Here is a 14,385-nt window from a genome sequence, read left to right as displayed (position 1 = left end):
TGCCTGTATTTTTTTGTAAATTTTATGTAAACAAGCGGATGAATTGATAGGATTGAGCTGCTACAGTACAACTATGGTATGAAGTAAGCCGTCACATGCAAACAAAAATAATTAGAACAATTCTGACATGTTTCATCCTTTCACTGACTTGCGTCCACTCGGCTTGGGCGGGCGGTTTTGTGCAGCGAGTTTTTACTGATAGGGACGGTTTAGCGGTCACCAGTATCCGCGGTTTGGCCTTAGATGATTACGGTTTTGTTTGGGCAGCGACTGAGCAGGGCTTGTATCGAGTCAGTAATTCTAAGGTGCGGCGTATCGATAAAATCGGCACCGAATCGCGACTGGCGGATGACTTTTTAACCTCAGTGGTGAACATAGAACGTGATAAGTTATTGGTCAGCACTAACGCAGCGATTTACCTCTACGATATTGTCCAAAATCAATTTACCGCCTTTGGTTCTCCCTATTTATTCCCGCAGTTTCCCGGTGGTGCACTGGTCTCGGCAGCCCGAAAAAATAGTAAAACATGGCGATTGTTAATCGATAATGGCCAGATATATGAATTCTCCCCTTCAAAGTCCGAGCTGCGCCTTATTACTCAATTGCCGGTTAACCGCGATCTTCCTTGGCGTAAATTGCTGGTCATGCCGAATGGTCAAATGCTGGTCGCGGGAACCTTGCAATTAGAGTTGCTAGAGCAAAATGGCGAGCGGGTATTCCAATACTCTTGGACCGAATCTATGGGCAGTATTCTCGATATGTTAGAGGATTCTCAGCATAGGATCTGGATTGCGACTGGCCGCGGCGTTTATCAATTAGATCAAGTTTCTAGGCAGATTATCCCCGTGCCAGAATTGCCCGATTGGAGCACAGTGATCATTGAGGATGCTAAAGGGGATCTGTGGTTTTCCAGTCGCATCGGTTTATTGAAATGGTCGCCCGAAACGCGGCAGATTGAAAACTATCAAAAGGAGTTGAAGGTTGAGGCCGACATGGAAACGCTAAAAGCCATGTTGTTTGATGATGCGGGTTTGATGTGGGTCGGAGGTTCAGGCGATGGATTGGCTTTATTGGCGTCACAGCCTGATTTTATCCTCGACACTTATACCGGCGATGAACCCTATCAATTGAGCGATGCCATGACTTGGTCAGTACATGCCAGTGATGAAGGCGTTTGGCTAGGTTCTTCCAATTTGGATTTTATTGCTAAAGGCAGTAGTAAAGCATTTAATGTGCAGATTGAGGGATTTAATCCCCATGAAAGCATTTATGATATCAGTGAGTTTGAGGGACATTATTTGCTGCTATCGACAACTAGCGGTCTCTTTGTTGTCGATAAAGACACTTTGCAAGGCAGCAGTTTTGCTAAGTGGACTCACGGTAATGATGGCTTTAAAAATAAGCTCATTTATAAAACCTACCTCGACCCTAAACTGAAAGGACGCATTTGGATTGCGACCACATCAGGGCTGTATTTTTGGGAAATGGGACTGTACGAACCTCAGCCCTTTGATATTGATAAATCATCGGACAAATTTGATGGCCCCAAGCGACCCGTTATCCGCACGATTTATCGTACGTCTGACGGTCGTCTGTGGGTTAGTGGTAAAAAAGTCTTTGGCTATATCGACAGCCAAAACGAGTTTCATGATCAGCGGCAGTTATTTAACGCCTTTGCGGCACAGCCAACGGTCAGTCATATTGAAGAAATGTCACCTGGGGTGATCTGGTTTGGCTCCTATGAAAAAGGTTTATTCGAATACCATCAGCAAACGGGATCGTTAATTTCACTGACTTCCGAATGGCAATTAAATTGCAGCTCAGTGTTTTTTATTCAAAAAACGCCTAAGTCTAATCTTGTGGGCTGCTCGGATTCTTTGATTCGTCAGGATATTCAAACAGGCAATATCGCAATGTTTAATCAACTCGATGGTTTAATTTCCGATGAGATGAACGAAGGCGCCTATTTTTACTCACCTAAAACAGGCTTTTACTTAGGCACGCCCGAGGGCGTGATGCGACTGGATGTCGATAGGCTGGCTAACCGCATTACCGATGACCATGTGATGCTTGAATCTGTCTCTGTTTACTATAACAACACGACAGAAGTTTCCTTGTTGCCGCGTAACCTGATGACCATCAAACCCGAAGCCAATATGGTTAGTTTTCAAATCACTAACTTAGATTATCTCGATGATTCGCCCATCCAATTTAAATATCGCTTACGTCATCAAGATGAAGAGAGTCGTTATGTGCTGCTTCAGGGGGAGGCGCAGATTAACCTCGCAGGTTTAGCTGCGGGTGGTTATGTATTAGATATTTTGAGTCAGGTGAATGGCATATGGTCAGACAAACCTTTTACCTATCCCTTTTATGTTGAGCAGCATTGGTGGTTATCCCAAGGTTTTAAGGGCATTTTACTGCTGTTATTTTCCATTATTGCCTTAAGTCTTGCTTGGTACCGACAACGTCAGATCAATACCTTTAAACAAATGAATCAGGCATTAACTGAGAGTGATGACAGACTAAGGCAATCTTTACGCGGCAGTGACTCAGATCTCTGGGAATGGCATAAGAATACGCAGGCATTTCACCTCGATAATCGCGGTTCTGTGCTTGGTACCCATGCCAATGAGATTGTGGTGAGTTTAGAGGATTTGCCCGTGCATCCACAGGATAGGGAAAAAGTGATCGATCAGTGGAATAGCATGATATCGGGGGAGAACGATAGATTCGAAGCCGAATATCGTTATCAGCGCAAGGAGGGTAATTGGGGCTGGTTAAGGGTAAAAGGGCGACCCGTTGCGCGTAATAAACACTCCAATGAGGTTGAGCGGGTCGCGGGTATTTATAGTGATATTACCGTGCAACGCCAGTTAGAAGATGAAGTGAATTTGCTGGCAAAAGCCTTTGGTAACACCTCTGAAGGTGTACTGATTTTAGATGTCGAAGGCAGTATTCGCGTGGCGAATTACGCTGCACAACAAATTATCGGCATCGATTCTGCTGATTTAGTCGGTCAATCCTTTGCTCAATTCGTGCAGATGAATGACGGTTTGGCATCGGAAATCCAGCAACTTCTTAGTGATAGCCAGTCTTGGACGGGCGAGCGTGAGTTAATCAATGCCAGTCAGCAACCTTGCCCCGTGTGGCTGAACGTGTCGGTGATGCAAAGTACTAACGGTAAAGTGACCCATTATGTGGTGGTATTCTCGGATATTACCGAACGTAAACGGACTGAGGCCGATTTACGCCGCTTAGCTAATTACGATGTGCTTACTGGGTTGCCAAACCGTTCCTTATTTTCTAGCCGTCTATTACAGTCGATTCAGGCCGCGCAGCAAACGGGTGAGAAATTAGCGTTACTCTTCTTAGATCTCGATAGATTTAAGCATGTTAATGACTCCTATGGACATAGCATGGGCGATGCCTTACTGGTCGAAGCCTCAAGCCGACTGCAATCTTGTATTGCTAGCGAGCATATGCTCTGCCGCTTTGGCGGCGATGAATTTGTGATTTTACTCAGAAATGCCAATAGCATTGACGAGATCAATCACATTGCCGAGCGACTACTGGAACAAATTGTGGCGCCTTTTAAGTTATATGGTCGTGAGTTTTATATTTCGACCAGTATTGGCATCAGTATTTGGCCCGACGATGCGGTGCAGCCTGAGGCTTTTATCAAGAATGCCGATCTCGCTATGTACCACGCCAAAGAAGAAGGGCGGGGGAATTTCCAATATTATTCTTCTGAACGTAATGCCCAAGCCCTCTATCATTTACGGCTTGAGGCCGATTTACGTAAAGCCATCGAACGGCAAGAGTTTGAGCTTTATTACCAGCCGCAAATTGATATTTTACGTAACGATAAGCCCATAGGAATGGAAGCATTAATTCGCTGGAAACATCCGCAGGACGGTTTTATTCGTCCCGATATTTTCATTAAAGTTGCCGAGGCCTGCGGCTTAATTGTGGATATTGATCGTTGGGTGTTAAGGCAAGCCTGTGTACAGGGGGCGCATTGGGCAAAGCGTTATGGCGCTACTTTTAAGTTGTCGGTTAATATTTCGGCGGTGCATTTTAGGCAGCCAGATTTTATTGAAGACATACAAAGAATCCTGCATGACACCCAAATGCCGACGGCATCTTTAGGTTTAGAAATCACCGAAGGCGTATTGATGAAGGAGCTGCATGTTGCTCAAGACCATCTTACGCGTTTGAAATCCTTAGGGATTGAAGTTGCCATTGATGACTTTGGAACGGGATATTCTTCGCTGGCCTATTTGCGCCATTTTGAAGTAAACACCTTAAAAATCGATCGCTCCTTCTTAATTGATATCGCCACTAATACGGCCGATCAGGCGATTGTGAGCAGTATTATTGAATTAGCCCGTAACCTTAAATTAAATGTGGTTGCCGAAGGGATTGAGACGGTTGAACAGTTAGAGCAAGTTTTTAGCCGCGGCTGTTATATTATTCAAGGGTATTATTTTGCTAAGCCTATGTGCGTGGATGATTTTGAACGCTATTTAGAAACAGATAACAGAATCGTCGTTATTGAACATTAAGCTAGGCTATAACAGCAAGATATTCACTAGCGTCCTTGAAATTTAAATGACGATATATTCAGTTAGGATTGATATTTTGTTTCGGCATTTATTCAATTAAACTTCACCTGTTTGTGTAAATAGTACACAGTCTTATCACTAGTCGGTCCAGATAAAATATGACTGACGGTTAAATCGATAAGTTTGGTAATATAACTCGGATTTTTATCCCATAAAAAAGTAACCTCACCATGATGCGTCAACTACTCGCTTCTATTATTTTGTGTATGTGCATGACTCCGTCGATGGCGGCAGAGCGCCTTAAAATTGGTGTCGTACTCAGTGGTGGTGGCGCTAAAGGCGCAGCCCATGTGGGGGTGCTTAAAATATTAGAAGAACATAATATCCCGGTCGATTACATCGCGGGCACGAGTATCGGTGCCTATGTCGCAGGCATGTACTCCTTGGGTTACAGCGCCAGCGAAGTCGAAGCGATCATGATGGGTGTTGATTGGGACAGTGGCTACTCGGATACTATCCCGCGCAATATTTTGAGTTATAGGGATAAACAGTTACGCGATCGCTACAACATTCCACTGAACATTGGTTATAACGAAGGCCAAGTAAGGGCGCCAAGTGGGTTGCTGCGTGGTCAAACTATGTCGCAACTTCTGCGTCAGTCTACCGATCTAGTACAGCAGTTTGGTGATTTTGATGATTTAGCCATTCCTTACCGTGCAGTGGCGACCGATTTAGAAACCAGCTTACCTGTGGTGATCAGTCACGGCAGTATGGTCAAAGCCATGCAAGCCTCTGCGACGGTTCCCGGTGCGCTGCAGCCCGCTCAAATTGACGGTAAGTTATTGGTCGATGGCGGTATTGCCAACAATATGCCTGTCGATGTCGTTAAGGCCATGGGCGCCGATATTATTATTGCCGTCGATATTGGTTCACCTCTAGTCAAAAAAGATAAATTAGACAGCACTATTGCCGTACTCGATCAGCTCTCCAACTTTTTGACCAATGCCAGCACCGAAAAACAAAAACTGCTGCTGACTGATAAGGATGTGTTGATCCGTCCCGCGATCGACGCCTTGAGCACTACAGATTTCACTATCATGCCCTTGGCATTAACCCTCGGCAAAGAAGCCGCTAATGGACAGCTTGATAAGCTGAGCAGCATGAGCGTGAGCCCTGAGGAATATGCCGCCTACGTCGAGGCCAAAAAAGCCAAAGGTAAGTTGTTAATGGCGGATGTGCGTCATTCTGTTAATGAAATTGTCTTCGATAACCAATCTAAGGTGAGTCTGAATCTCTTAACGGAAACCTTGAACATTAAACCTGGGCAAGCTGTGTCTAAGGACGAGCTGAATGAGGCGTTAAAGCGTATTTACTCCCTCAATAAGTTTGAGCGTGTCGATGCTGAGTTTGTCGAGGGTGAAGACGGCCGAGTACTGACTGTGACTACTAAAGCTAAGTCTTGGGGGCCAAATTATTTCCAACTAGGCTTTAACTGGGAGGATGATTTTAACTCTGAATCTGCCATCAGTTTTGACATGGCCTATACCATGACGGATTTGACCTTCAATGGCGGCGAGTGGCGCAATGAAATCAAACTCGGTATGGAAAAGTTATTTGCGACTGAGTTCTATCAGCCATTAGACAGAGACCAACAATTCTTTAGCCGCGCTCGTTATCAATACGATACCCGTAATTGGGACTTATACGATAATAACAATCGTCTGCTAACCTTTGACAAGAAAACCCACACCATAGAACTGGGTATCGGCTACAACTACACATCACAGGGCACGATTGAACTGGGTTTAGTGGCGGAGAAGGGCGCGATAATTAATGATGCCTGGCTGTTACGGGACTTAGATTTTAGCTCCTATGGAGCTTACTTTAGATTCGGCTACGACAGCTTAGACAGTATTAGTTTCCCGACATCGGGTAATCGCGTGACCTTAAACGTCTATGTGCGCAATGAAGATTTCGATGACATTATCGACGATAACCAAAACCAATACAGTGTGCAGATAGAGGCCGACTGGAAGGGCGCCTTGAGTGTCGGCAATCATGCTTTTGTGGGTAAGGCATCGATTTCAACCAACGATAATGATGGGATGAATACGCTGCATCTATCTGAGCTGGGTGGATTTTTAAATCTATCTGGCTACCATAAAGACTCACTGACAGGCGCGCATAAAGTCTTTGGCGCCTTTGTTTATCAATATGATCTCGGGCGTGATGCGCTCGGAATGACAGATTATCCTTTGTATCTAGGTTGGAGTTTGGAAGCGGGGAATGTCTGGGATGAGCGCTCTGAAGTCACTCTCACTGATCTGATTTATGCATCGAGTCTCTACATTGGTACTGATACTTCCATGGGACCTGCGGCAATCGGCTTTGGGATCACAGATCTTGGCGATAAGTCCTTCTATTTATTTGTGGGTAAAAACTTCTAGTTTGAGTTCTAGTTTGAGATTGATGTTAAGAGCTTAAGGGCATGACTGAGGTCGTGCCCTTATTTTTTGTGCGATAAAAATCCTAAACGGTCTTGATGGCATAGTGCCTGAATCGGTTCGCGCGTCGCTAAAGTGTCATATCCTTTTACAAAATCTTGCTACTGTGGGGCGTGCCAAGATGCTAAGGTTTTGCGGGAAAAATAATAACTCTTAAGGAAGCTGGGGAAAACAATGAAGAAGATAAGCACACTGGCACTGGGTATCGCCCTGAGTTTAGGTTTAGCCGCTTGTAGTACTGAGCCTAAAACTGAAGTCGCCGCGGTTTCTGGCATTGAATTGCAAAACTTTGATGCCTCAGTTCGCCATCAAGACGATTTCTATTACAGCGTTAACGGTAAATGGTTGGCGAATACGCCTATACCTGCCGACAAGTCTAACTACGGCGCATTTTCTGTGCTGTACGATCAAAGCCAAGATGCATTGAAAAAGATCATCGACGAAGCGGCTGCTAAAAAGAATCCAGCGGCAGGTTCTAATGAGCAGAAGATTGGTGATTTCAATGCCAGCTTTATGAATGCCGATTTGCTTGAGACCTTAGGTGTGACTCCGCTTAAGCCATTGCTGGCCGATATTGCTAGCGCAAAAACACATGCTGATTTACCTGCCGTTATGGGTAAATTGCTGACGACCGGCTCTGGTATTCCCTTTGGTTTTTACGTCAATAATGACGCCAAAAACTCAACTCAGTACGCCGTGTATCTAAGTCAGTCGGGCCTTACGCTGCCGGACCGAGATTATTACCTGAAAGATGACCCTAAGTTTGCCGCTAATCGCCAAGCCATGGCCAAGTATGTGACAGACATACTGACCGAAGCGGGTTACAAGGATGCTAAACGCGCGGCTAAAAACGTTGCCGATATTGAAATGATGATCGCCAAAAGTCAGTGGAGCCGAGTGGAATCTCGTGACGCCAATAAGGCTTACAACAAGTTAGATCGCGCTGAACTGCAAAAGTTAACGGGTCAATTTGATTTCAATGCCTTCGCGACCAGCGCAGGTTTAGGCGACAAAGTCACTGACATCATAGTGCGCCAACCTTCTTACTTCGAAAAACTCGGTGCAGGTTTCGAGACCTTCCCTGTATCGGCTTGGCAGGATTATCTCGCGTTCCACTTAGTAGATAGCTACGCCGAGTTACTGAGCAAAAACTTTGTTGATTTGAACTTCGCCTTTAAGAGTAAAACCTTAATGGGTATCGAAGAGCAACAACCACGCTGGAAAAAAGCCGTTGATGGCGCCGACCAAGTGATTGGTGAGTTAGTGGGCGAAGAGTATGTTAAGCAATACTTCAAGCCAGAAGCTAAAGCGCGTATGGAAACCATGATCAAAAACTTGATCAAAGGTTTTGAAGTCAGCATCAATGAACTTGAGTGGATGACGCCAGAAACCAAAGTCGCCGCCCAAGAAAAACTGGCTAAGTTTACCTATAAAATCGGTTATCCAGATAAGTGGAAAGATTACTCAGGTTTAGATATCAAGGCTGACGAGTTAGTCGGTAACTACATGCGTTACGCACAGTTTGAATATCAAGACATGATCAACAAGCTTGGCAAGCCAATCGATCGTACCGAATGGGGCATGACGCCACAAACGGTGAACGCTTATTACAGCCCAGTGAAAAACGAAATCGTATTCCCTGCTGCGATTCTGCAGCCGCCATTCTTCAATATGGATGCCGATGATGCGGTGAACTACGGTGGTATCGGAGCTGTGATCGGCCATGAAATCAGCCATGGTTTCGATGACCAAGGCGCTAAGTACGATGGCGACGGTAACCTGCGGGATTGGTGGTCAGATAAAGACCGCGAAGAGTTCCAAAAACGCGGTAAACAACTGTCAGCGCAATACTCAGGTTATGAAGCACTGCCCGGCAAGTTTGTTAACGGTGATTTGACCTTAGGGGAAAACATCGGCGACTTAGGCGGCTTAACCGTAGCGGCACGCTCGTATCTAATGAGCCTTAATGGCAAACCAGCGCCAGTGCTTGATGGATTAACGGGTGAGCAACGCTTCTTTGTGGGTTGGTCGCAAGTATGGCGTCGTAACTACCGTGATGAAGAGCTGAGCCGTCGTTTGCTGACAGATCCGCATTCACCGAGTCACTACCGCGCTATGGGGACGCCGCGTAACGTGGAAGCCTTCTATAAAGCTTTCGAGATGAAAGAAGGCGATAAAATGTATTTGACGCCAGATGAACGTGTAAAAATTTGGTAATACATTCAGTTGATTGAAACAAGAAAGCCAGACAATGTCTGGCTTTTTTATTGACGACAATAATCTAGGATGCTGCTGATTAATGTCCGTAACCTAAGGATTCGATTTTAGTGACTTTATTATCAGTGGCATAAAGCCGGCGCATTAAGCGTGTCGGTCCAAAGTCATAGGTCCATTCTTGATACTCAGTCGGCAACTTGCTGGGATCGATCACTCGGTCGCCGTCTGAGTTGAGATAAGTCGCTGGCAGACTGTACTCACGAATATCGCTGGGTGAGCCGCACTTCTCCAGCACAGTGGTTAAGGTATCGCCAGTGTTGACCACTTGTTGCTTGCAGTGCATAGCACCACCCGCATTAGCGGACAAGCTGACGGACATGAGTATTAAGCCCATGGGTAATAATACGGGTGATAATAAAGACAGGTACTTCATTGGCTCCCCTCTCGGACATACATCATTCTGCTATTCATCCACACGACAAAGACTCATTATCCATATAGCTAAAACTAAGCTTATCCGCCCAGCAGAGACTAGGCGTGTTATGGCGTTATTGAGCTAAGAGTGTCGGCAAGGCCAATAAGTTCTCAGCCTGATGGTGGGCGATAACCCACTTAGCTTCGCTTCTTTGCTCTGGCGCGGGGATCGCAAGCGTTTGCATATTGGCCGCTCGGGCGGCAATTAAGCCATTAAAAGAATCTTCGATCGCAAGGCAATAGCGGGGATCGACATCTAACGCCTTAGCGCAATTCAAATACACTTCAGGGTGTGGCTTGCCGTAGATCAGGTGTTCAGCCGATTCTATCGCCATAAACTTTTCACTGAGATCTAACTTAGTTAATACTGCTTGGATAATAGTATTTGGGGATGAAGTAGCTAAGCCGATTTTAAGACCCAGTGTTTGGCAGTGATCAATTGCTTCGTGAACGCCCAGCATAGCTTCGCCGCTAATCAGAATTTCACTCGCGACCTTATCAACAATCGCTTGGCTGATCTTGGCATTGTCGTAGTGAGGCCAAGGAGCCTTGTGGTACCAATAATCGACGCACTGATCGATACGTAAACCTGTGGTTTGTTGAATCGTTTCTATGGTCACGGGCACGCCAAGTGCGGATAACACTTCATACTCGACCTGCTGCCATAGGGGTTCTGAATCGATTAAAACGCCATCCATATCAAAAATAACGGCTTGAATGCTAAGGGATGTCATTGGTGCTCCGATGGACTGGGGAAATAACTGAGATATGCAGTAAATTAAGCCTGAGTGTAAGTTCTCGCACTGCATCTTAAAAGCCAAAATGGCGCAAGATGAGAAAAATTTACACATATTTGATCTAGGGCGCTGAAAATTGCCTGTTCGATTTAAAATTAATGAAACATTGTTAACTATTTGTAGTGTATGGTTTTTTGTCTGTTTTCAAACTATTGTCTAATTTCACTTGTTTTAATATTCCCGTAAGTTGGCATTCGCCGCCGGATTTAGTCCTTATTTCGCTTTTTGCCGAGTGTGACCTGATTCATACTTTTGCAAAGCTGTAGTATACTGCAGGCCGGAAATACGGGTCGATCATGTCGGACTGTCAGCTTCAATTAAGAAGACGTGCAGTTTCGTTGTTAGAGCGCCAAACAAAGAGGAATGTTGCCGTGCTAGAAGCATATCGTAAACACGTCGCAGAACGTGCTGCAGAGGGCGTAGTCCCTAAGCCATTAGATGCACATCAAGTGGCTGAACTGGTTAAGTTAGTTCAAAACCCACCCGCAGGTGAAGAGGCTTTCGTTCTCGACCTGCTTGAAAATCGAATTCCCCCAGGTGTTGATGAAGCCGCTTATGTTAAGGCTGCTTTCTTAGATGCGGTTGCCAAAGGCACTGAAAAATCACCTATTTTGTCTGCTGAGCGTGCTACTGAGTTATTAGGCACTATGCAAGGCGGCTACAACATCGAACCTCTAATCGCGCAGCTGGATAACCCAGCGTTAGCACCTTTAGCCGTTAAAGCCTTATCTCACACTCTGCTGATGTTTGATTCTTTCCACGATGTGGTTGAGAAGATGGAAGCAGGCAATGAGTTTGCTAAGCAAGTGGTTGAAGCGTGGGCGAATGCAGATTGGTACTTAAACCGTCCAAAACTGGCCGACAAAGTCACTCTGACAGTATTTAAAGTCTCTGGTGAAACCAACACCGATGACTTGTCACCAGCACCAGATGCTTGGTCACGTCCTGATATTCCATTACACGCGTTAGCTATGCTGAAAAACGCCCGTGATGGTATCGAGCCTGACGTTGCTGGCGCCGTTGGCCCAGTGAAAAAAATCGAAGCGTTAAAAGCGCAAGGTTTCCCACTAGTCTATGTGGGCGACGTTGTGGGAACCGGTTCATCACGTAAATCAGCGACTAACTCAGTACTGTGGTTTATGGGCGATGACATTCCATTCGTACCCAATAAGCGCGCTGGCGGTTTCTGCCTTGGCGGTAAAATTGCACCGATTTTCTTCAACACTATGGAAGATGCGGGCGCACTGCCAATTGAGCTTGACGTAAACAAAATGGAAATGGGCGATGTGATTGACATCTACCCATACGCCGGTGTGGTTAAGCGTCACGACAGCGACGAAGTGATTTCAGAATTCAGCTTAAAAACTGAAGTGCTGTTAGACGAGGTTCGTGCTGGTGGTCGTATTCCACTGATCATTGGTCGTGGTTTAACTGACAAAGCCCGTGAAGTATTAGGTTTAGGCGTATCTGACGTATTCGTGCGTTCACAAGACGTGGCTGATACGGGTAAAGGTTATACGCTTGCACAGAAAATGGTTGGTAAAGCATGCGGCGTAGCTGGCGTGCGTCCTGGCCAATACTGCGAACCTAAGATGACCTCCGTTGGTTCACAAGATACCACTGGTCCTATGACCCGTGACGAGCTGAAAGATTTAGCTTGTTTAGGTTTCAGTGCTGATTTGACTATGCAGTCATTCTGTCACACTGCGGCTTATCCAAAGCCTGTTGATGTGAACACACATCATACTCTGCCAGATTTCATCATGAACCGCGGCGGTGTATCACTGCGTCCAGGCGATGGCGTAATCCACTCATGGTTAAACCGTATGCTGCTGCCAGATACCGTTGGTACGGGTGGTGACTCACATACGCGTTTCCCAATCGGTATTTCATTCCCAGCAGGTTCTGGCTTAGTGGCGTTTGCTGCGGCGACTGGTGTTATGCCGCTCGACATGCCGGAATCAGTATTAGTGCGCTTCAAGGGCAAAATGCAACCCGGTATCACACTGCGTGATCTGGTACATGCTATCCCATTAAAAGCCATTGAACTGGGCATGCTTACCGTTGAGAAGAAAGGTAAAGTCAACATCTTCTCTGGTCGCGTACTGGAAATCGAAGGTCTTGAAACCTTGAAAGTTGAACAAGCTTTCGAACTGTCTGATGCTTCAGCTGAGCGCTCTGCTGCCGGTTGTACTATCAAGTTAGACAAAGAACCTATCATCGAATACCTGAACTCAAACATCATCATGCTGAAGTGGATGATCGCTGAAGGTTACGGCGATCGTCGTACCATTGAACGTCGTATCAAAGGTATGGAAGAGTGGTTAGCGAATCCTGAACTGATGAGCGCCGATAAAGATGCTGAGTACGCTGCGGTAATCGAAATCGATTTGAACGACATCAAAGAGCCAATCCTGTGTGCGCCGAACGATCCTGATGATGCCGTTCTGCTGTCATCTGTTGCGCAAACTAAGATTGACGAAGTGTTCGTTGGTTCTTGTATGACCAACATAGGTCACTTCCGCGCAACCGGTAAGATGCTAGATAAGTTTGCTAAAACTCTGCCAACCCGTCTGTGGATTGCACCACCGACTAAGATGGATAGAGATCAGTTGACTGAAGAAGGCTACTATGCGATTTTCGGTCGTGTAGGTGCGCGTATCGAGATCCCAGGTTGTTCACTGTGTATGGGTAACCAAGCACGTGTGGCTGAAGGTTCGACTGTGGTATCGACGTCGACTCGTAACTTCCCTAACCGTTTAGGTACAGATGCTAATGTATACTTAGCCTCTGCTGAACTGGCTGCGGTAGCTGCACTGTTAGGTCGTCTGCCATCACCTGAAGAATATCAAGAATACGCCAAAGAGTTGGACGCGACAGCGGCTGACACTTACCGTTACTTGAACTTCGATCAAATTGAGTCTTACACTAAGAAAGCCTCAGAAGTGATCTTCCAGTCAGCCGTATAATCGATTACCGTTAAGGTAACTTGATGTCAAAAGCCAGCGTAAGCTGGCTTTTTTGTGGGTAAGTTTCTCTCTGCGCATATATATGTACAAATAGCTCATCTAAATAGTGATGCTTCGTCTCTTCCATATAACAGGCTAGGATTCTATAAATAACGAAGCATTAATAAATAAGCATAAATAGCCAAGTGCATCTGTCTTTAGGTTGTTCACTAAAGGCGCTATCCCAATCAGTGTCCGGCTTCACCTCACTGAATCTAGTTTTTGAAAGACTGAACCTTCTATTTTCATATTTACCAACAGATCATTCCATGGGCTTTTGCTATGAAAAATGCAGAGTAAAGGCATTGTTTTGACTAAAGTGTGGATAACTTTGGGGGTAAGTGGTGGGTATGGTGTGGTTAGATTAGATAATTAGAATTAACTGCAAATTTCCTTAAAATAGGGGTTGCACAAAATCTCCTGCTCCCTATAATGCGCATCCACTGACACGGCAGACAGCGTTAAGCAGCCTGATGTGACAGTTCATCGATGAGTTTACTGATTGATGAGCGTTGAGAAAGTTTGCAAAAACTCCTTGACGCGAAACGGGAAATGCGTAGAATACGCAGCCCTAGCCAACTGGAAGCGTTCGGCGCTCAGTGTGGTACTCAAGTTCTCTTACGAATATTGAGTTGCTCTTTAACAAGATAAAACAAGAAATCTGTGTGGACACTCACAGGTGTTGAGTTAATCGAAACTGCTTAACCTTCGGGTTGGCAGTCAAAGAATTAAATCAATGATGAAGAGTGTTCATAGCAATATGTACATAATTTTGGTTTCGCTTTCTTCTCTTTATGAAAAGAATGCGGAAACAAAT

General features: G+C 45.5%; 6 protein-coding genes. 4 read left to right on the top strand and 2 right to left on the bottom strand.

Annotated features, from left to right (window positions below; genetic code table 11):
• Positions 1-95 precede the first annotated feature (95 nt).
• The 3 genes from Q4Q54_RS16500 to Q4Q54_RS16490 all read left to right on the top strand — a co-directional run bounded on the left by Q4Q54_RS16500 (position 96) and on the right by Q4Q54_RS16490 (position 9,289).
• Positions 96-4,568: an EAL domain-containing protein gene (locus tag Q4Q54_RS16500; RefSeq protein WP_311989008.1), complete on the top strand. Its 4,473-nt coding sequence runs from the start codon at positions 96-98 to the stop codon at positions 4,566-4,568.
• A gap of 230 nt (positions 4,569-4,798) precedes the next feature.
• On the top strand, positions 4,799-7,015 hold the full coding sequence (locus Q4Q54_RS16495) for a patatin-like phospholipase family protein (protein ID WP_311989007.1): 2,217 nt from the start codon (positions 4,799-4,801) through the stop codon (positions 7,013-7,015).
• A gap of 231 nt (positions 7,016-7,246) precedes the next feature.
• A complete protein-coding gene (locus Q4Q54_RS16490; RefSeq protein ID WP_311989006.1) occupies positions 7,247-9,289 on the top strand; it encodes a M13-type metalloendopeptidase in 2,043 nt (680 codons plus the stop codon).
• A gap of 79 nt (positions 9,290-9,368) precedes the next feature.
• Here the strand turns inward: Q4Q54_RS16490 and Q4Q54_RS16485 are convergent, their stop codons facing one another.
• Positions 9,369-9,722, bottom strand: coding sequence for a DUF2845 domain-containing protein (locus Q4Q54_RS16485; protein ID WP_006083338.1), 354 nt, complete (start codon positions 9,720-9,722; stop codon positions 9,369-9,371).
• Positions 9,723-9,837: 115 nt separating this feature from the next.
• Complete coding sequence (gene hxpB, locus Q4Q54_RS16480; RefSeq protein ID WP_311989005.1) at positions 9,838-10,497, bottom strand: hexitol phosphatase HxpB; 660 nt, start codon at positions 10,495-10,497, stop codon at positions 9,838-9,840.
• A gap of 434 nt (positions 10,498-10,931) precedes the next feature.
• Between hxpB and acnB the strand changes: the two genes are divergently transcribed.
• Positions 10,932-13,529: a bifunctional aconitate hydratase 2/2-methylisocitrate dehydratase gene (acnB, locus tag Q4Q54_RS16475; protein ID WP_311989004.1), complete on the top strand. Its 2,598-nt coding sequence runs from the start codon at positions 10,932-10,934 to the stop codon at positions 13,527-13,529.
• The last annotated feature ends 856 nt before the right edge of the window (positions 13,530-14,385 follow it).

It is taken from the genome of Shewanella sp. SP2S2-4 (genome assembly GCF_031932025.1).
Taxonomy (GTDB): Bacteria; Pseudomonadota; Gammaproteobacteria; order Enterobacterales; family Shewanellaceae; genus Shewanella; species Shewanella baltica.
Note: the sequence above shows the minus strand (reverse complement) of the source record. Positions and strands in the feature narration are given on the sequence as shown.

Coding starts and splice junctions, on each gene's coding strand:
- Q4Q54_RS16500 (WP_311989008.1), top strand. CDS start 96: ATGCAAACAAAAATAATTAGAACAATTCTGACATGTTTCATCCTTTCA.
- Q4Q54_RS16495 (WP_311989007.1), top strand. CDS start 4,799: ATGATGCGTCAACTACTCGCTTCTATTATTTTGTGTATGTGCATGACT.
- Q4Q54_RS16490 (WP_311989006.1), top strand. CDS start 7,247: ATGAAGAAGATAAGCACACTGGCACTGGGTATCGCCCTGAGTTTAGGT.
- Q4Q54_RS16485 (WP_006083338.1), bottom strand. CDS start 9,722: ATGAAGTACCTGTCTTTATTATCACCCGTATTATTACCCATGGGCTTA.
- hxpB (WP_311989005.1), bottom strand. CDS start 10,497: ATGACATCCCTTAGCATTCAAGCCGTTATTTTTGATATGGATGGCGTT.